18 protein-coding genes are annotated in these 18,317 nt (G+C 42.7%); 3 read left to right on the forward strand and 15 right to left on the reverse strand.

Annotated features, from left to right (window positions below; translation table 11 throughout):
• Positions 1–15: 15 nt before the first annotated feature.
• The 3 genes from IH597_13175 to IH597_13185 all read right to left on the reverse strand — a co-directional run bounded on the left by IH597_13175 (position 16) and on the right by IH597_13185 (position 3,381).
• The gene (locus IH597_13175; protein ID MBE0663405.1) at positions 16–351 is read right to left on the reverse strand and encodes a nucleotide pyrophosphohydrolase; all 336 of its coding nucleotides are present in this window, start codon (positions 349–351) and stop codon (positions 16–18) included.
• A gap of 128 nt (positions 352–479) precedes the next feature.
• A complete protein-coding gene (locus tag IH597_13180; GenBank protein ID MBE0663406.1) occupies positions 480–1,172 on the reverse strand; it encodes a response regulator transcription factor in 693 nt (230 codons plus the stop codon).
• A gap of 385 nt (positions 1,173–1,557) precedes the next feature.
• On the reverse strand, positions 1,558–3,381 hold the full coding sequence (locus tag IH597_13185) for a long-chain fatty acid--CoA ligase (GenBank protein ID MBE0663407.1): 1,824 nt from the start codon (positions 3,379–3,381) through the stop codon (positions 1,558–1,560).
• A gap of 221 nt (positions 3,382–3,602) precedes the next feature.
• Between IH597_13185 and IH597_13190 the strand changes: the two genes are divergently transcribed.
• Positions 3,603–3,929 carry a multidrug efflux SMR transporter gene (locus IH597_13190; GenBank protein MBE0663408.1) on the forward strand — a complete coding sequence of 109 codons (327 nt, stop codon included), beginning with the start codon at positions 3,603–3,605 and terminating at the stop codon, positions 3,927–3,929.
• A 213-nt stretch (positions 3,930–4,142) separates the two neighbouring features.
• Here IH597_13190 and IH597_13195 read toward each other — a convergent pair whose 3' ends face one another.
• The 10 genes from IH597_13195 to IH597_13240 all read right to left on the reverse strand — a co-directional run bounded on the left by IH597_13195 (position 4,143) and on the right by IH597_13240 (position 14,890).
• On the reverse strand, positions 4,143–6,176 hold the full coding sequence (locus IH597_13195) for a thioredoxin domain-containing protein (GenBank protein ID MBE0663409.1): 2,034 nt from the start codon (positions 6,174–6,176) through the stop codon (positions 4,143–4,145).
• Positions 6,177–6,323: 147 nt separating this feature from the next.
• On the reverse strand, positions 6,324–7,601 hold the full coding sequence (locus IH597_13200; GenBank protein ID MBE0663410.1) for a T9SS type A sorting domain-containing protein: 1,278 nt from the start codon (positions 7,599–7,601) through the stop codon (positions 6,324–6,326).
• A gap of 17 nt (positions 7,602–7,618) precedes the next feature.
• Positions 7,619–8,986 carry a DNA repair protein RadA gene (gene radA / locus IH597_13205; GenBank protein MBE0663411.1) on the reverse strand — a complete coding sequence of 456 codons (1,368 nt, stop codon included), beginning with the start codon at positions 8,984–8,986 and terminating at the stop codon, positions 7,619–7,621.
• 7 nt (positions 8,987–8,993) lie between these two features.
• Positions 8,994–9,485 (reverse strand): D-glycero-beta-D-manno-heptose 1-phosphate adenylyltransferase, encoded by a 492-nt coding sequence (rfaE2, locus tag IH597_13210; protein MBE0663412.1) that lies wholly within the window; start codon positions 9,483–9,485, stop codon positions 8,994–8,996.
• On the reverse strand, positions 9,457–10,491 hold the full coding sequence (locus IH597_13215; GenBank protein MBE0663413.1) for a flippase-like domain-containing protein: 1,035 nt from the start codon (positions 10,489–10,491) through the stop codon (positions 9,457–9,459). The genes rfaE2 and IH597_13215 overlap by 29 nt, the downstream gene beginning before the upstream one ends.
• A gap of 3 nt (positions 10,492–10,494) precedes the next feature.
• Positions 10,495–10,842: an aspartate 1-decarboxylase gene (locus tag IH597_13220; GenBank protein ID MBE0663414.1), complete on the reverse strand. Its 348-nt coding sequence runs from the start codon at positions 10,840–10,842 to the stop codon at positions 10,495–10,497.
• A 15-nt stretch (positions 10,843–10,857) separates the two neighbouring features.
• Positions 10,858–11,700: a pantoate--beta-alanine ligase gene (locus tag IH597_13225; protein ID MBE0663415.1), complete on the reverse strand. Its 843-nt coding sequence runs from the start codon at positions 11,698–11,700 to the stop codon at positions 10,858–10,860.
• 167 nt (positions 11,701–11,867) lie between these two features.
• Positions 11,868–12,221 carry a four helix bundle protein gene (locus IH597_13230; protein MBE0663416.1) on the reverse strand — a complete coding sequence of 118 codons (354 nt, stop codon included), beginning with the start codon at positions 12,219–12,221 and terminating at the stop codon, positions 11,868–11,870.
• A gap of 207 nt (positions 12,222–12,428) precedes the next feature.
• Positions 12,429–13,088: a response regulator transcription factor gene (locus tag IH597_13235; protein MBE0663417.1), complete on the reverse strand. Its 660-nt coding sequence runs from the start codon at positions 13,086–13,088 to the stop codon at positions 12,429–12,431.
• Between the two features lie 5 nt (positions 13,089–13,093).
• The gene (locus IH597_13240; protein ID MBE0663418.1) at positions 13,094–14,890 is read right to left on the reverse strand and encodes a HAMP domain-containing protein; all 1,797 of its coding nucleotides are present in this window, start codon (positions 14,888–14,890) and stop codon (positions 13,094–13,096) included.
• A 93-nt stretch (positions 14,891–14,983) separates the two neighbouring features.
• On the opposite strand from IH597_13240, the gene IH597_13245 reads away from it, so the two are divergent.
• Positions 14,984–15,757 carry a hypothetical protein gene (locus IH597_13245; protein MBE0663419.1) on the forward strand — a complete coding sequence of 258 codons (774 nt, stop codon included), beginning with the start codon at positions 14,984–14,986 and terminating at the stop codon, positions 15,755–15,757.
• Between the two features lie 220 nt (positions 15,758–15,977).
• Here the strand turns inward: IH597_13245 and IH597_13250 are convergent, their stop codons facing one another.
• The gene (locus IH597_13250) at positions 15,978–16,700 is read right to left on the reverse strand and encodes a hypothetical protein (protein ID MBE0663420.1); all 723 of its coding nucleotides are present in this window, start codon (positions 16,698–16,700) and stop codon (positions 15,978–15,980) included.
• Positions 16,701–16,836: 136 nt separating this feature from the next.
• The gene (locus IH597_13255) at positions 16,837–17,463 is read right to left on the reverse strand and encodes a hypothetical protein (protein MBE0663421.1); all 627 of its coding nucleotides are present in this window, start codon (positions 17,461–17,463) and stop codon (positions 16,837–16,839) included.
• 341 nt (positions 17,464–17,804) lie between these two features.
• Between IH597_13255 and IH597_13260 the strand changes: the two genes are divergently transcribed.
• On the forward strand, positions 17,805–18,317 hold the full coding sequence (locus IH597_13260) for a flavodoxin (GenBank protein ID MBE0663422.1): 513 nt from the start codon (positions 17,805–17,807) through the stop codon (positions 18,315–18,317).

Below are 18,317 nucleotides of genomic sequence, written 5' to 3' on the forward strand. Positions count from 1 at the left end.
CCCCACGCCCTCCGCTCAAACCTCCCTCAGCTTCTCATTATCCCTATGCCTGTTCTGATCACGAAGGTTCTTCTTTTCCAGGTTTTTCTGAAGCGCTTCTTCAAGGTTCACACCGGTTTGATTCGCAAGACAAATGAGCACAAAAAGAACATCGGCAAACTCATCGGCAAGGTCAATGTTTTCTTCGCCGGCTTTGAACGATTGCTCTCCGTATTTGCGGGCGATGATGCGGGCTACTTCACCCACTTCTTCCATAAGCAGGGCGGTGTTGGTGAGTTCATCAAAATAGCGCACACCGGAGGTTCTGATCCATTCATCCACCAGTTGCTGGGCAGCATTGAGGGTTAGCATGATTGGTAAGATTTAGATTAAATTTTATTCGCAGCAACGATTATGATGTTGTCTATTTGCCAGACTTTGAACATGTTCAATGCAAACTGCCGGCGTTTGAAACAATTATGACCCTGCTTGCAGCTGCTTTATTCCGCTACTTCAAGCCTGAATCCGGTTCCATGAACATTGGTAATTGAAACAGTGGGGTCATCTTTCAAATGTTTCCGCAAGCGGGCTATAAAAACATCCATGCTGCGGCCAACGAAGTAGTTTTCGTCGCCCCAGATTTCCTTAAGCGCTTTTTCGCGGCTAAGGAGCTGGTTTTTATTGCGGCAAAGCAGGCGCATGAGGCTCGATTCCTTAGGCGTTAGAGCCTGCGTACCACCGGGAGAAACAAGCTGCATATTGGCGGCATCAAACTGGTAAATTCCGATGTTGTAAAGTTCTGAATCCAGAATGATTCCACATCGTTTAAGTATGGCTTCAATCCGGAGCCCCAGTTCTTCGCTGTTGAATGGTTTGGTAACATAATCATCGCAGCCCGCCTTGAAACCTTTGATACGATCTTCATTAAGATTCCTGGCGGTAAGAAAGATTATCGGAACCGAAGAATTCTTCTTCCTTATTTGCTCTGCCAGTGTGAAGCCATCCATGCGTGGCATCATAACATCCAGTATGCACATTTCAAAAACACCTTGCTGGAAAAGGGTCCAACCTTCCTTACCATCCCTGGCGCAAACTGTTTCATAACCCAAAAGATTTAAATAATCGCATAAGAGTAAACTCAGGTTGGCGTCATCTTCAGCGATCAGAATTTTTACGGGTTTGTGGTTGTTCATAGTTGCTTGTTTGTTTTCTGACAGCAGCAAATGTAATTATTTTGAATAATCTATGCTAAATAATCACTATGTTAGTTGTTATTTTATTCCGAATGCACTGGGGATCATACAACATCAGTTTTTTTGCAAATATACATTGCGACTATCGATTGTAATTAAACAATGCAAGTCATAATACTAACCTGACTCTAATCCAAAGAGCTCCGGATGTTATTGTAATGTTCTTTAAGCGCTTATCGAACACCAGACTTGTTTAAACCCCTCTTCAGCACTATTAGTGAGAGGAAGTTTTTGAGAGCGACGACTAAGTGTTATAACGCAACACTATTTTTCGATTGTGAGTTATTCATTATAGCGGGGCCAACAAGAGTAATCTCATGCAGCATTAATCTTCCGATTTTACCTTGACCGGATCAGCTTTCAGCTGAGTAACAGATTTATATAGCGATCCAACAACTTCATTGTATTTCTCAATGATTTTCTTGCGGCGTAATTTGAGTGTGGATGTCAATTCTCCGGTATTGGGAGTCCACTCATCTGCAAGCAGTGCTATTTTTTTCACCTGCTCATTGCTGTTAAGCTTTTTATTAAGGTTTTTAACCTCATCCTCAAAATGCTTGACGATTTCCGGTTTTTTAATAAGTTCGGCCTGATGCTGGAAATGGATTTTTTGTTTTTTCGCCCATTCAACCAAAGCATTGTAATTTGGGATGATCAGCGCACTTGCATATTTCTGGTTCTCACCCACCACCATGATCTGCTGAATATAGAAGCTTTCTTTCATCTTGTTTTCAATCTGCTGTGGAGCGATATACTTACCATTTGAAAGCTTAAACATTTCTTTTTTCCGGTCGGTAATCTTAATAAATTTCCCATCAACCAATTCGCCGATATCGCCTGTATGAAACCAGCCATCGGCATCAATTACTTCACTGGTCTGAACCGGGTCCTTGTAATAGCCTTTCATCAGGTTGGGGCCTTTGGCGAGGATTTCACCATCCACATCAATCTTTATTGTAACACCTTCAAGAATGGGGCCCACAGTGCCAATCATTACCGCACCGGGTTTGGAATAATTAACACTCAGGATAGGCGATGTTTCGGTGAGGCCATAGCCTTCAAAAACGGGTAGTTTCGCAGCCCAGAAGATGCGTGCAAGCCTGGGTTGCAATGCAGCGCCGCCACAACCAATAAAGGTAAGGTTCGGACTCAGCGCGGCCCTCCATTTACTGAACACAAGTTTATCGGCAATTGCCATCTGTGTTTTATAGAGAATATTTTGCTTTCCGTGTGGTGTGAATTTACCTGCCAGTTTCAATGCCCATGCAAAGATTGCGCGTTTTACGGGGCTGAGTGTCTTTGCTTTGGTGATAATTTTTTCATACACGGATTCCAGCAAGCGCGGCACGGTAATGAACCCATCCACCTGTAAATCTTTTATATCGGCGGCTATGGTACTCACGCTTTCGGCATAATACACACTGATGCCAAGGTATTGATACTGGTAGCTGCACATATGTTCGAACACATGCGACAGCGGCAGGAAACTCAGCACTTTATGATTATGGTTCAGATGCTGAATGTTGGCCGAATAAATGGCATTGCTCATCAAATTCTTATGAGTGAGCATCACGCCTTTCGGGTTACCGGTGGTTCCTGATGTGTAAATAATTGTGAGCAGCGCGTCTTCTGAAATGCTTTCTTTTGTTGTTTGAACCAGCGTCTTAAAATTTTCGATGTTAGCTTCGCCTGTGGTGGTGATATGCGACCAATGTGTTGCACCCTCTACCTGGTTAAAAGTATAAATCTTTTCGACCAAAGGCAGTTCAGTTTTTGCATCACTCAGCTTTTTGAAAAGTGATTTGTCTGATACCAGCACAATTTTGGACTCGGAATGGTTCAGGATATAAACCAATTCTTCGGTAGTAAGTGTTGGATGAATAGGAACATGCACGGCTCCGATCTGTGCCATTCCCTGATCCATAAAATTCCATTCGGGACGGTTGTTTGTGATGGTGGCGATTTTATCGCCCTTCTTAATACCAAGTGCCAGTAAACCGTAACTGACCTTATTTGTGATCTGAAAGAACTCCTGAGCTGTATATTCTTTCCATTTCCCTGATTCCTTGCATCCTAATTTGAATTTGCCAATAGTATCCGGGTAAGTTATGAACCTGTCAAGCAGGTCAAAGATTCTCGTTTCAGTCATGGGGGGTGTGATTAAAATGGCTGCAAAGGTAGCATTTATTCCATCGCAGTAATCAATAAACGCATACGAGCTGCTTTTGTTTGACATAGAGGGTGTTAAAGATAATTCCAGGCTGAGGATTATGATGAATCTGAGGATTATTATCTCTTAAAATACATCGAGCGAACTCAAGCATTGTTACATTTGCCTGTTGTTATGCGAGCCAACTAATTTCTGAAACCATGAATTGGATTATCCTGATTATTGCCGGTCTTTTTGAAGTAGCTTTTGCTTTCTGCCTGGGGAAAGTAAAATTTAGTACCGGAACCCTTGCTTCCCTTTGGATGGCCGGATTTTTTATTTCCCTAGCCATCAGCATGTATTTGTTATACAAAGCAACCCAAACCCTGCCCATTGGCACAGCCTATGCAGTTTGGACCGGAATTGGCGCAGTAGGAACCGCTATTGTAGGGATTGTTATTTTTAAAGAGCCTGCTGAGTTCTGGCGCCTGTTTTTTATTTCAACGCTGATTATTTCAATTGTAGGACTGAGGGTCGTAGCGAACTGATCGAAGGCAAATTGCTTTTTTGAAGAGATAAGGGTAAATGAATTAGCCTTGAACCTACTCCTATAGGAAGAATATCATAATTATATTATGTGGCTAAAGCCAAGATTTAGGACTTCCCAATTGCCGTTGGCTTAAGCCAACGGCAATCAAATTCACCAGTTTGCTGGGCTTTAGCCCCATGTAACCATTTAAATAGGAGTGAAATCAACCTTTTTACTTTAAATATTTCATTGCTTCAGCCGGAGTTTTTACCGGGGGGTAACATTCATTTCCTGAACAAACATAAATGAGGGTTTCATCGCGCTTGAACCTGTTTCGAAGAATTGGCAGCTGGCTTTCATTGCGTTCGCCTGCTATAAGCATCTGCGGTGAAAATTCCTGCAATAGTTCTGTTAAGTGATCATTAGCATTATTACCTGTGATCGCAAAGGTGTAAAATGGTTTCTGCATCATGAGCAGCAACCTCGCCCAGTTGCTGAAGGCTGAAGGATGTTTCAGAATAGATTCGGCCATACCAAAAACAGCGCGCTGAGCGATATTCAAGTAGCGGTCATTTTCAAAAATCTGACCCAACAAATACAAGGATTCCATCATCATGGAATTGGAGGCTGGCATAACATTATCATGGATTTCCTGGCGCAACGCAAATGTCTTTTCGTTTCGAGTCCCGCTGAAATAGAAAAGGCCGTTCTCATCATTATAAAATTGAGTTATGGCAGATTCAGCAAGTTCTGCAGCTTTCAGCGCCCATTTTTCTTCAAAGCTGGAACTGTGAAGTGAAATCAGGGCAAGAATTGTTGCAGCGTAATCGTCCAGGAAAGCAGCAATTGATTTGCCTTTATCATCCACATGAAGCAAACCGCCTGACTCATCGCCAAGTCTATCCAGAATAAAAGATGCCAGCTGTTTTGCTGAATCTAAATATTCTGAGTTACCTCTGACCCGGTAAAGGTTCACATAAGCCTGAACCATCAAAGCATTCCAGGATGTGATAATTTTTGGGTCAATTGCAGGGGCAGGCCTTTTATTGCGGTATTCAAGCAAAATTGATCTGGCTGACTGCAACTTCTGATCAAACTTGGCTTTATCCAATTGATTCCCGGCCAAAAAACTATCCAGCTCAACCGTGGCAAGTAGAATATTCTTATTTCCTTCCCATTTTCCTTCCTTTCCTGCTTTCCAGTAATCTATGAGCATCTGGGCATCCACACCCAGGAGTTCATTCAGCTCATCCAAAGAGAAAGTGTAAAAAGATCCTTCGCCTTCAGGGCTGTCGGCATCAACTGAAGATGAAAAACCGGTTTCCGGGCTGCCCATTTCGCGCTCAAGAAATGCAATGGTTTCAATTGCTGTATCGCGAAGTTTTTCTTCTTTACTCAGCAGGTATGCCTCGCAATATAAAACAATGAGTTGCGCATTATCGTAAAGCATCTTTTCGAAATGAGGAACCTTCCAATACCTGTCGGTGCTGTAACGGGCAAATCCTCCGCCAACCTGGTCGTAAATTCCTCCGGCTGCCATTCGTTTCAGGGTAAGAATCACATGCTTTAAAGAGCTGTTATTCCTACTTACAACATTGTAATGCAACAAAAACCTGTAAATTGTAGGCATAGGGAATTTTGGCGCACCTGAGAATCCACCCAATTCCTTATCAAAGGAATCAGCGAGTTTCTTATAGAGAACAGCAGGGTCGAAGTTTACAGGCTTATTTTCCGAACCCGCTGCAATGACCAGATTCATTTGCCCGATCCCGCTGCTAATTTTTTCTGCCTGATCAAGCAGTGTATGTGGCTCGGTGGTGTAAATCGAAATTATCTGATCCAATACCTCAAGCCATTGGGATTTCTTAAAATAGGTCGCTCCCCAGAAAGGACGGCCATCGGGCAATGCAAAGCAATTCAGCGGCCAGCCACCGTGGCCATGCAATAGCTGAACTGCTTCCATATAAAGCTGATCCAGGTCTGGGCGTTCTTCACGGTCAATTTTGATATTAACAAAATTCCGGTTCATGAAATCTGCAACCTCTACGTCGCTGAACGATTCATGTTCCATTACATGGCACCAATGGCAGGATGAATATCCGATGCTGATCAGCAAAGGCTTGTTCTCGGCTTTTGCTTTTGAAAGCGCCTCCTCACCCCAGGGGTGCCAGTCAACAGGATTGCTGGCGTGCTGCCGGAGATAAAGACTCGATTCATGTATGAGTTTGTTGGCTTTCCCGGATGTATTCAAATTGTCTATTTCCATAACTAAGCAACAAAGTTGTGGAAGAGAAGTTTGCTGCCCTTGGGTGTTAAGGAAGGTAATTCAAATTCCGGGCTTCATGAATATTGACCTGAGAAATGAGTTTGTTAGCCACTGCTTTTAAGCATCGTGGTTTTTATAAGGTTCGCACTAAAACTTCACAATCTTAAACACTTTGCTGAATTGCATCATTTTGAACTCCACAAGATAAAACCCTTTTTGAAGTTGGCTGAGATTAACCTGGACTGGTTGGCCATTCTGCGAATCCGATTGCGAGTCAATGTGTCCGCCCAAAACGGAATAAACATTCACCTGGTAAGTTGTTCCGGGATCAAGGCCCTTTAAATGAATCGAAAGGATATCGTCAACAGGATTGTTATAAGAAAAGCTGATTCCAGGCAGGAATGGGATAAACGAAACCGCCGGGCTTTGATCAATGGCCAGGCTGAGTAGAACAGGAAGGTGATCAGAGTTGTGATACAAAGCTTCAATTACATCAAAGGGAGCTGAAGCATTGTATGGCGATCCGAGCAGTGAATTGTTAAAATGCAGGCCGTCCTGCCCCAGCGTCCGGTAAGAGCCTTCAACGAAACTTACTTTTTTATTGCCTTGCATAATGTCAGCAGAGGCAAGGATAAAGTCAAAACGGTCGTCCATTCCACCACCCGAATGACAACCACCTGATGTATGCGTGGATTGCGTATGATACAATGCGTAATCGGGATTATTATTCCATTCTCCAAGCTGGTCAACCGGATCATAAAAACGGAATTGATGGTTCGGACCATACAAAAGCGCTTGCATTGATTCTTCCTCAACCGACTGAACGTTGAAGTCGCCCATCATAAGGAAATTATGAGGCTGACTATTGTTTTGCAACCATGCCATAACATTGTTGATCTGATTTCGGCGGGTTTGCTGATCGCCGCCTGAACTTCCGGCTTTCAGATGGGCAGCAATGCAATGAATAAATGCAGTATCTCCTTCTGATAAATCCGGCGATTTGTAATAAAGTTTATAAAGATCAATATCGCGGGTAATTGTTTGCATTACAGTTTGTGAGTGAAGCGCCAGTTTGTTAGTGTTGTAATACATCATGTTCACGATGTTCTGATCCGCCAGGTTGTAACTCACAGCCCTGGCATATACGCGATCAGTAACTTTGTGCAATACAGAGTCAATAATCCGCTGATGAAAGTATGAGCTACGGCTCATTTCATTCACAACAAAAATATCGGGCAGGTCATGAGGTAATATGGTTCTTAAATTTGCATCTTTATTGTCAGGGTTGTTATTGTTAGCAGTGCAATTTGAGAAGTATTCGCCATAATAGAGCAGGTTGTAAACCATTACTCGTATGGTATCCTGCGCATTGAGTGTGATCGCAAAAAAAAGGAAACAAAGAAATACAAGGGTTTTTTTAAGCATTACAGGGTGGTTGAGGATTAAAAGAGTTTGTTGTGTAGTTCGCTTACCTTGGCCACAGGAACGATTTCCATTTTCAGCCGGGAAGTATCAATCCCTTTAAGACTGTAACGCGAAATAAACATTCTTTCAAATCCAAGTTTTTCAGCTTCAGCGATACGCTGGTCAATACGGTTCACGGTTCTGATCTCACCCGAAAGGCCGACCTCGCCCGCGAAGCAGGTTTTTTGGTTCACCGGAACATCATTCACCGATGAAAGCACCGATGCAATAACGGCAAGGTCTATGGCCGGGTCATCAATTCGAATCCCACCGGTAATATTCAGGAAAACATCTTTCGATCCGAGGTGGAAGCCCAGCCGTTTTTCAAGCACGGCCAGCAGCATGTTCAGCCTTCGGGCATCGAAGCCGGTTGTTGAGCGCTGAGGCGTTCCGTACACGGCCGTACTCACCAGCGCCTGAATCTCAATCAGCATAGGCCGCATACCTTCAATGGTAGAAGCAATTGCAATGCCGCTGACTTCCTCATCACGCTGCGAGAGTAAAATTTCTGAAGGGTTTTTTACTTCGCGCAGACCGGTATTGGTCATTTCATAAATTCCAAGTTCGGCGGTGGAACCAAAACGGTTTTTCATGGCGCGCAGGATGCGATAGCCGTAATGCCGGTCGCCTTCAAACTGCAATACAGTATCCACCATGTGCTCCAATACTTTTGGTCCTGCCAGCATACCATCTTTGGTAATATGGCCTATGAGAACCACTGGCGTATGGGTTTGCTTGGCGTACTTTTGCAGATAGGCTGCGCACTCGCGCACCTGCGAAATACTTCCTGCAGTGGAGCTGATCAGTTCGGTGGTAAGGGTCTGAATAGAATCAATGACAAGTAGTTGCGGTTCGAACTCAACCAGGTATTGTGCGATGGATTGCACCGAAGTTTCGTTATACACATAGCACTCTGTATTTTTAATTCCGATCCTTTGTGCCCGCATCATGATTTGCTCCTGGCTTTCTTCGCCGGAAACATAGAGGATTTTGAGTTTGCCCAAATTCAGCGCAATCTGCAGCATCAGCGTAGATTTGCCAATGCCAGGTTCGCCACCCACCAGAATGAGTGAGCCTGGAACCATTCCTCCTCCCAGCACGCGGTTGAATTCTTCATTATTTGTATCAATGCGTTCCTGGGCTTCGGGCTGGATTTCAAGAATAGGCTTTGGTTTCGAACCGCTTCTTGCATTTTCTTTTTGCGACCAGCCGGTTTGAGCCTCTTCGCGCTGTATCACTTCTTCAACATAAGTGTTCCACTCACCACAGGAATTGCAACGGCCAATCCATTTCGGGGATTGGGCTCCACAAGACTGGCAGAAAAATGCTGTTCGGGTTTTGGCCATCACCTGCTTATTTAGTTTTCAGTTTCTCAATCAACCCAGTTGTGCTGTAACCAGCCAACAAATCAACAGTGATGACTTCTCCGCCTTTGGCCAATACAATATCATAACCGACAATTTCTTCAATTTTGTAATCATTGCCTTTAACCAACACATCAGGCTGAATGTTCTGGATAAGTTCGTAAGGCGTTTCTTCATCAAATAAAACTACTGCGCTCACAAAGGCTAGTGATGCAAGCATCATCGCCCTTGCATGTTCGCTATTTACAGGCCTTCCTTCTCCTTTTAGTTTTCGAACTGAAGCATCGGTGTTCAGGCCGATGATCAGTATATCGCCTGCATCGGCGGCTTTCATCAGATAATCAATGTGACCGAGATGAAGGATATCGAAACACCCATTGGTAAAAACGATTTTCTTGTCCTTGAACCGCCACAATGCAAGATGCCGCTGAAGTTCTTCAGCACCGAGTATCTTATTCTGTATGACTTCTGATTTTAACATTGAGAGCTTGTGTTTTATGGACCATTACAACGAGCATTGAAATTCCGCCAAGCAGAACGACAAAAATAAGCTGACTTGCATGGGCAAGCACTGCGTAGGATGCAGCGGATTCTGATACAATGCCGAAAAGATCAGTAAGCGTACGTGTCACGATCCAATGATATGCACCAATTCCGGCAGGCACAGGGATTACCATGGCAAAACTGCCCATCATCAGCAATGTGGTTCCGTCTATAAGGCTTAGATGCTCAGTAGCCTGTATTGCTCTGAAAGGAAGGTAAGACATTAAAAAGTACATGAACCAAATGAGGATGGTATGGGCAATGAATTCTTTTTTACGTTTCAGCGTGCCAATAGTTTTAATGCCGGCAAGAAATCCAAGCAGCAAATCCTTCAGTTTCTTGTAAAAGGATAATTTCCTGATCATTGGCATGCTGAATCTAAGCAAAAAATAAAACAGCACTACGGCAAGTAAAACGCTAATGCCTAGCAATGTAACGAGCCGTAATCCGGAAGGCATTTGTTCACTCAGATGCGACCAGATCATCTTATCAAGAAATCCTCTCAGGAAACTGAATTGTGCAATGATGACGAAAAAGCCAATGATTGCGATACAAATCACATCGAATATTCGCTCGGAAATAACGGTTCCAAAAAGCCCGTTTAATGGAATGTTTTGTTTCCGGCTCAGCACCGTGCAGCGTGTAACTTCACCCAAACGCGGGAAAATGGTGTTCGCAAAATACCCCATGATGGTAGCATGAAATGTTGTACCCAGCGTGGTTTTGTAGCCCAGGGCATTGATCATGATATTCCAGCGGGCTGCGCGGCTAACATGGGCAATAAGTGCAGGTATCAGTGAGAGTATAATCCAGAAATACTTAGCCTGCCTGAATTCCAGACCAATTTTACTGAGGTCAAGCCCGCGAAGTGCAAGCCAAAGCAATGTAAGTCCAACCGACAGAAAGAGGATGTACTTGAGAGCCGCTACAATTTTTTTTTTCAAAGCTTAGGAAAGTTTGTTCTGGGCATTGGGAAAAATAATGGCAGGCATAACAGATGCAGCTTCGTTTGCGGGGATGATACCAAAGGCCACGATGATAACCAGGTCGCCGGGCTGAACCTTACGGGCGGCAGCTCCATTGAGGATTATTTGTCCTGCTCCGCGTTTCCCTTTGATCACGTAAGTTTCAAGGCGTTCGCCATTGTTAATGTTTAGCACCTGAACCTTTTCGAACTCAATGAGGTTTGCGGCATCCATCAGATCTTCATCAATAGTTACGCTTCCGACGTAATTCAGGTTGGCATCGGTTACGGTTGCCCGGTGGATTTTTGACTTTAAAACTTCAATCTGCATCATGGCGCAAAATTACTAAAAAAACAATATGTTGTCTATCAGCCTTACCCCGCCAATGTATGCAGCTATACAGCCTCTTACGGTTTGGCCTGTTTTCCATTCCTGAACCGGTAAAAGCGTTTCGGCGTCTACCAGGTTGAAGTACTCAGTTTGAAGGCCGCTTATGGAGTCGAGCTCTTGTATAACCCATTTCTCACATTCCTGCGGAAGTATCGCCGGAACCATTTCTTTAGCCCGGCTCATGGTTCGGAAAATAGCTGAGGCTTTTTGCCGGTCGTCAACACTTAATCTCTCATTGCGCGAACTCATTGCGAGTCCCGATGGTTCGCGAAGGGTAGGGCAAGGGACAATTTCAACAGGAATCTTAAGCATTTTAACGAGCGCTTTGATAATGGCCAGTTGCTGAAAATCTTTCTCGCCAAAATATGACCGATGAGGCTGAACAATATCAAATAATTTTTTCACCACCACGGCTACACCGTTAAAATGCCCAGGTCTGAATTGCCCTTCCATGACTTTGTCGAGATGGCCGAAGTCGTAAAGGATTTTGTTTTCTTCAGGGTACATTTCGCTGGCGGAGGGCATAAACACTAGGTCGCAGCCGGCTTCTTTGAACATTTTCAAGTCAACATCTTCTGTTCTTGGATATTTCTCAAGGTCATCGGGATTATTGAACTGGATGGGGTTCACAAAAATGCTGCAGACTTTAAAATCATTTTCTTTGCGCGAGCGTTCCTGCAAAGAAATATGTCCCTGATGCAGGGCTCCCATTGTAGGAACAAAGCCAATGGTTTTCCCGGCTTCGCGAACCTTTACAACTTCAGCCGTTGTTTCAGGGATGGATTTGGTGATGAGCATGATGGTTAAATGTTGAATCGGTTGTCATACAGTTGTTATACATTGTCATATAGTTGAAAAACGATTGTCACTTAGTAGTCATTCAATTGAAATACAATTGTCATACATTGACATGCAGGTGTAATTCGATTGCTGTTTCACTGTTGAAATACATCGTTTCAAGGTTGTCATTTCTTTCCAACTGAGGCGATGTAATTATTTAATTTGACGCTGATGTCTTTGATTTCATTGCTGAATGCACTGAAATCATCTACTGAAATCAAATCGCGGTTTATTGCTTTTGTGATCCATGTTTTTGTTTCAAAAAGGGAACCGCAGGAATAATAGAAGAAATTCTTTGATTCACGATAATGATATCGGCCAAAGCCCTCACTAAGGTTCGCAGCAATGGAATCAACAGATTTTACAAGTTGTTTGCCGATTGTATCCTTAGCAAACCAATCCCAATTAATTACAAGATTCCACACCTTTTCACCAAGCGCCATTGTTTGCTGGTATACTCTTAATTCTTCCAAATCCATGATGAATAATTATTTGTGAAAATCTATTTGCAAAAAAATCAACCATTAATTCCTGACCACTGTATTTCTATTGTTTTTCGATGTATGACAACTGTATTTCCACCGTATTTCAATTGAATGACTATTGTATTTCAATTGTATGACAACGTATGACAATTGCCTGACCCAGCAAAAGTCACAAAGCCAACTATTTCAAAGATCCATGTTTCAGATCTCAATGATCCCTTTCCGAATCGCAAACTTCACCAGATCAACAGTAGTCCGCAGCTTGAGTTTATGCATGATGTGGTTTTTGTGCGATTCAACGGTTCGGATGCTGATGAACAATTTGTCGCTTATTTCCTGGTTGGTAAAGCCCTCGGCAACCATTTTCAAAATCTCAGCTTCCCTCGGCGACAATACATTGGTTTCTTCTTCCCCGGGTTCTTCCTGGTTCTGAGCCTTACGAATGTAACTTTTAAGGATTGTATTTGAAATTGAATCGTTGAAGTAGATTTCTCCTGCAATCAGGCTGTTGATGGCATCAATAAGTTCTTTTCGGGTTGTGTTTTTAGGCAGGTAACCCCTGGCTCCCGCCTTGATGGCATTGAAAATGAAATCCTCACCGGTATGCATTGAAAGAATTAGCACTTTGATTTCCGGATACTGCTCGCTGAGGATTTTGGTTATTTCGATGCCAGACATTTTGGGCAGGGAAATATCGAGGATAACAAGGTCCGGGTTCAGATAGGGCAGCTTTTCCAAAAGTTCTCTGCCATCAGCAGCTTCACCGGCGAGAAAATACTCCTCATGGCCCACAAGTAGCGCCTTTATTCCGTCGCGTACGATCGGGTGGTCATCAACAAGAACAATTCGTGTTTTCGACATTTCTTTCAGTTCAGAGGTAAATGAATACTGATGGTAGTTCCTTTTTCGGAGGCTGTTTTTACATCCATAGTTCCCCGGAGGAGGTTCACACGTTCACGCATATTATATAGGCCGTTGCCCTTGCCTTTGCATTCTTTTTCCTGGTCAATTCCACGGCCATTGTCTTCAATCACCAGTTGCACCGATCCGGCTTCTTTCAGCAGACTTACCTTCACCTGGCTGGCTTTTGCATGCTTTACCACATTATTCAGCGCTTCCTGTGCGATCCGGTAAAGATAGGTTTTGGTTTTTCGGTTCATGGTCACGGGGATTCCATTGCTGTTGAACCGCACACTCATTTGGTTCTGAACCGAAATTTCTTCGCAATGGTTGCGAAGTGCATTTTCAAGTCCAAATTCATGCAGAGCCGCCGGCATCAGGTTGTTGCTGATGCGACGCACTTCGTCAATGATCATATTGAATGATTGCCGCAGATTGCTCAGCATTTCCTCAGCTTTAGGATCAGAATCAAAATCCAGGCTTTCGAGGCGAAGTTTGATTGCGATGAGCGATTGCCCAAGGCCATCGTGCAATTCCCGTGAAAGACGCTGCCTCTCAATTTCCTGCCCATCCAGCACAGAACGTATTCGCTGCTGTTTTTCATTCTTTAATGCATCGGAATTTTGTTGAAGCTGCCTTGCCATGCGGTTAAATGCAAGGGTGAGTTTTCCAATCTCATCGCTTGATTCTGGCATAACCCGTGTATTGAATTTTCCTGAACCAATTTCATCGGTGGCTTTCATCAGGTTGACGATGGGCCGGGTCAGCATCTTCGAAAACAAAGTGATAAGTATGAGTACAAAGATGCCTGTGCCGGCAGAAACCAGCAAAATATTATTTCTGATCCGGTAAACAGGAATGGTGGCTTCTTTCAGGTCAATTTCAGCACAGATTACCCATTCCAGATCAGGAATATTCAACTTGCTGAAGGAAGAGAGAACTTCCACGCCACGGTAATCGGTAATTACTTTGGTTCCATGATCGCCAGCCATAGCCAGTTGTGTGGCTTCGGTGTTAACAATCGTGTTCGGCGCTTGCTGATTTTGAAAACGAGAAGGAGTGCGCATAAGCAGATCAGAACCTACGAGGAAGGTTTCGCCGGTTTTTCCAAGTCCCTGCAAGCCCGATTTATCAAACATCAGTTTGTCAATGGCCGGATTTGCGATCTCCATCAGCAATGCAGCCTGAATTTCACCTTGGTTGAAAACCGGTGCTGAAATAATCAGCCGTCGTGTTTCAGTTAATGGTTGCTGCAAATCCCTGATCAACCCATTGCGGTTCTGACTGGTTTGAATGTAAATTTCTTCAAGAAATTGTATGTTTTCTATGAGATCATTTACCTGGTCTTGATTATATAGCTGCACATAAGTTCCGTCAGGCAAAACCAGTATCAGCTTCTGGCAGTATGCACCATCGTCGAGGTATTCCTGCAGGTTCAGATGTATTTGAGGAAATAGGTCTCCAGAGCTTTTGTGCATTTCATTTTCCGGAAAGGTTTTGGTTGTTTCTTGCAACAAGGTATTTGTCGTCTGCCGGAGGATATTGTTGGATGCGAACATAGTTGTTTCGCGCAGACGATCGTTGAAAAACTGCTCTACCTGTCGCTGCTTGATGGTTCGCACCGAAGTAAGCTGCTCAAATGTACGGGTCATGATGGAGCTTTTTGCAGTGTAAAATGAATAACTGCCTACGATAGCGATAGCGCCTGTGCAGGCCAACAGTATGACCAGAATCAGCTTTCCGGAAAAACTTAGCTTTGTCATGCAGAAGAAATGTGGGTCAAAAATAAGCTTTTTTACCCAGCGCTTGTTATATGGTTTGCTTGTTGATTCTGGAAAACCTATATGCTTGAACCTATGAAAACTATTGACGAAGTACTGCTGAAAATGGATGAGATTGTTGAAGATTGCAAAAAGCGTTCTTCAAGATTGGGATATTTTGCTGTTTTGTACCGGATGGTAACACGCCGGATCAAAAAAGGCATTGACCGCAAGGAATTTGAAGACAACGCCCGGATGGAATTACTTGACATTCTTTTTGCCAAACGTTTTTTAGATGCTTATGATTTATACAATAACAAGCAAATTCCGACACAGTGCTGGCATGTTGCTTTCAAGGCAGCGGAAGAATCACGACTGCTTGTAATGCATCATTTGCTTCTTGGCATCAATGCGCATATAAACCTTGATCTTGGCATTGCCGCTGTGGAAACCATGCAAGGCAAGCCGCTTGCCGGAATAGAGAATGATTTTAATAAGATCAACGCGATTCTTGCCGAAATGGTTGAAGGGGTGAAAACGAACATTTCCGGAATTTCACTCATTTTTGGTCTTGCCTTGTTGCTTGCAAACAAGAAAGATGAAATCCTTGTAAGTTTCAGCATAAACATTGCCCGGCAGGGCGCCTGGGATTTTGCAAGCCGCTACGCAATAGATACCGATCGGGAATCGGCTTTAAAACAGCGTGATGTAGCAATAGCCAAAATCGCGCAAAGACTGGGTTATCCCGGCTGGCGGATGCGGCGGATCATTGATATTGTAAGACTGGGGGAGTTTCAATCAGTGGCTGAAGTGATTGAGCTATTGGACGTATTGACGGCAAAAACCTCCAAATTGCAGCAGAAAGGCTAAGTTCTAAAAATCAATCTTGAGTTCAAATCGAAAAGTAAACTTATGCGGCTAAAGCCGGACAAACTGTTGAAATCAAAATTGCCGTTGGCTTAAGCCAACGGCAATTGGGAAGCCTAAATATCAAGGCTTTAGCCTCATTAAATTTTATACTTTAACTGACCCAAAACTTACCGCAGACTATTTCTGTTTTAGGAATAATTACTGGTAGATATACATTTGCTTAATTGCTTAAGGAATATTCAAATAAATTAATAGTAATATTATACTCTATGCTTGCTTTTATCCAACCATATTTTGTTTCAGTACCATTTCTTATTCTGTAACACAAATACTTTTCCCCTTCATCGTTCCAGAAACCTAATCTGTGGTGGAGGTAAAAATCAGAGTCATATGAAAACCCTTGAGAATAACCAGTAAAGTTTCCATTAGTTACCCAAACATGGTTTTCCTCAGAGATATCCAAAGTGTCTCCATAGTTGAACATTCTTACAAAATATACCTCCCGCATATAGTATAAGCTATCATTATCGCTAAAACTTTCAAACCCTGAAAAGGTATTCCATTTAACTTTGGGATGGTTTATTAAAGGATTTTGATTATTATAAGTCAAAAATAAAGAGTCCTGAATTACTTCAACCAGTATTTCGACGGAATCATTAAGTGATGCAATTGCACAATTGCTAGTGTTTGCCCATTTCTGTCCGTAAGAACTAAAATTAAGATCATGTACGCCGTTATTATTTACATCAACACTATCATAAACATAACCGCCATTTGCCCATGATGCTATTTGCATTTTTGGATTGAAGGTGACAATATCCATAAAACTTGCTTCTGAATTTCCGAATACAACATAATTTGTATTTGGGTGTATCTGGTCTTTTTTGCATGAAAAGAATAAAACCATGATAAGGAAAGAAAAGATGCTAAGAGTATGTCTCATTATTAAGTTTCTTAAGTATTATGACAATTCAAAAGCCATTTACCCTTATTTGGATCCCCAAAAAAAAGCAGGCCACCACAGCCTGCTTTCATAGTGCAACCAAACCATCAACGGTGTGCAACCGTTAAAAAACTAATCAATAAACGTATGAGAAAAATAAAAATCCAAGTACTGCTGCGCTTAGCAAAATCAGCATGGAGATTAAACCTGCCTTTAGTAAGTTTGTTAACCTGCTGTATACATGATCTGGAATGTTGTTCATTATTCTGAACTCCGAAGATGCCTTCACTTTATCATTGGCTCCGGTCAATATAACGTTGGCTTCATGAGGAAAATCATTCACCGTACACTCGGGTTTCAACGACAATGAATTGCTGATATTCGACATCCTGTATTCCTGAACAATCTCATGGGTATCGAAAGGGATGTCATTGGCATCTTTTTCGGGTGACAGGGTTGTGAATGATGATGAATTATCGTTCAGGTTCATTTGTTGAATAAGCCTGGTATCAAAAGGAATATCATTCACATTTGCATCGGGACTCAATTCAACTCCATCCATAGCTTTGTCAAAAAAGTAATCTATGGCAATTTCATGTGTGTCGAAAGGAATGTCATTTACGCTTTTTTCAGCGCCTGGAACCGGAAAGTTAAAAGTAGAATGATCCTTTGCATTTAATGTTGAGCTCATGACAAGAAGCACCATGAGTAGGATGCTGATTTTTGTCCTGATCAAAAGTTTGGTATGTGTGAAAGTTTTCATGGCTTAGAGAATTATTGGATTATTTGGGCTTTGTATGTTATTTCTAAAAGTGTGCCAAACTTATAACATTTTCTTAATGAAGAAGTTGTAGTTTAGTTTTGAATATTTGAGGCTTAAAAGTGTTCATTTCAGAAAAACGATTGTTCGGTTCCGAACGTTTTAGCACATCGTTAACATTTTGTTTATGGCTATATGACGCCAGTGGTCAATAATTGTTACATTTGAAGGCTGTTAGACTGTTAAATTTTTGTTAATTTGAGTCCGTTTAACAAAATTTAACCGTGAACATTGTGTTAATCTGCAGCGTTAACTAAATATTGAATTAAAAGATAAAATCAGATATGGCTAAGATAGGCTTGTTTTATGGCGGCAGCAACAAGGGCAGTACCCACAAGGTTGCTTTATTGATTAAAGATGCATTGGGCAAATCAAATGTAGATATTCGCAACATCGCGGATGTAGAACCCGAAGACATTGAAAAATATGATTTTCTGATCCTGGGCACTTCTGCCTGGGGCATTGGCGATATGCACCGCGACTGGGAAGCTTTTATTGATGAGCTCACAGAAATTAATTTTGAAGGCAAGAAGGTGGCCCTTTTCGGCCTTGGCGATCAGAAATTATATCCGGAGAGTTTCGCTGACGGCATGGGAACCATCTATTGCCGCCTGCCCGATAAAAAAATAGTGGTCGGATTATGGCCAACAAAAGGTTATGAGTTTTATTTTTCCTCAGCCGAAAAAGACGGCGAATTTGTTGGCCTCGCCATTGACGACGACACCCAACCCGAACTCACCGAAGAACGCATAAAGAAATGGACTGCGATCCTAAAAAAGGAATTTTCACTGAAATAA

The sequence above is a fragment of the Bacteroidales bacterium genome (assembly GCA_014860575.1).
In the GTDB taxonomy this organism is placed as follows: Bacteria; Bacteroidota; Bacteroidia; order Bacteroidales; family JAAYJT01; genus JAAYJT01.